We start from the raw sequence: 1,210 nt of genomic DNA, 5'->3' as shown, positions 1-1,210 counted from the left end.
CATGGGGGTCACTTTCAGATTGTTTCCAGCATGGATTTAACCAAAGGGATGGTGATGGCGCGCTGGGTTTGCAGGGCGTAGCGGTCCAGGTGTTCCAGCAGCTGCATCAGGCTGCCCAGGTCGCGGCTGAAGCGGCGCAGCAGGTAGTCCACCACCTCGGCGCTCAGCGCCACGCCACGGGCCTGCGCCTCCTGGCCCAGCACGGTGCGCAGCTCGGCTTCGCTGAGCAGTTGCAGGGCAAACACATTGCCACCACCCAGGCGGGTGCGCAGGTCTTCACGCAGTTGCAGGTCGGCCGGCGGCACGTCGCCCGCGCCCAGCACCCAGCAGCTACAGGTTTGCGCGTTGACAAACCACTTGAAGGCCATGTGCTGCTGCGCGGGGTTGTACAGGTGCACGTCGTCCAGCAGCACCGCCGCCCAGGCGTCGTCGAATTCGGGTGGCTCGTAGACGCTGGGGTCCATCCAGCCCACGCGCGCGGCCTGCATGCGGTAGGCCTCGCGCACGGCGCGCAGCATATGGGTTTTGCCGGTGGCGGGGCCGCCCCACAGGTAGGTTTGCAGCGGGCGACCGGTAGCCACCACGGCCTGCTGCACATGCTGCAGCGCCGCCGCGTTGGGGCCACCAAAGAAGTTGGCCAGCGTGGGGCTGGTGCCCAGGCCGATATCGAGTACCAGTTGCTGCATCCTGACCTATCCCTGGTACAGCCTGCTGGCCAGGTAGCTGTCGCGGATGCGGCGTATGGCCACCAACAGCACGGCGCTGGCGGGCAGCGCTACCAAAATACCCACAAAGCCAAACACCTGGCCAAAGGCCAGCAGGGCAAAAATCACCGCCAGCGGGTGCAGGCCGATGCGCTCACCCACCAGCCGGGGCGTGAGAAACAGGCTCTCCACAAACTGGCCAATGCCAAACACCACCGCCACCATGACCACCGCCTTGATGGACGCAAACTGCAGCAGCCCGGCCAGCGCTGCCAGCACCAAGCCCACGCCAAAGCCCAGATACGGCACAAACATGGCCAGCCCGGTAAACAGGCCGATGGGCAGGCCCAGATCCAGCCCGAACAGCGACAGGCCGATGGCGTAGAACGCCGCCATGATCAGCATCACCAGCAACTGGCCGCGCAGGTACTGGCCCAGCACCTCGTCGGCCTCGGCCACAAAGCTGTCAAAACCCGGGCCCACGCGGGTGGGTACCAGCGATACCA

General features: G+C 65.8%; 2 protein-coding genes. Both read right to left on the bottom strand.

The window, feature by feature from the left end:
- Positions 1–14: 14 nt before the first annotated feature.
- The gene (gene hda, locus AC097L_RS25165; protein ID WP_479589437.1) at positions 15–686 is read right to left on the bottom strand and encodes a DnaA regulatory inactivator Hda; all 672 of its coding nucleotides are present in this window, start codon (positions 684–686) and stop codon (positions 15–17) included.
- Positions 687–692: 6 nt separating this feature from the next.
- Positions 693–1,210, bottom strand: a 518-nt coding sequence (locus AC097L_RS25160) for an AI-2E family transporter (protein ID WP_479589436.1), incomplete at its 5' end; no start/stop codon positions are given.

The organism is Rhodoferax sp. RT5P35 (assembly GCF_056521385.1).
This window is presented reverse-complemented; position numbering and strand designations above follow the sequence as displayed.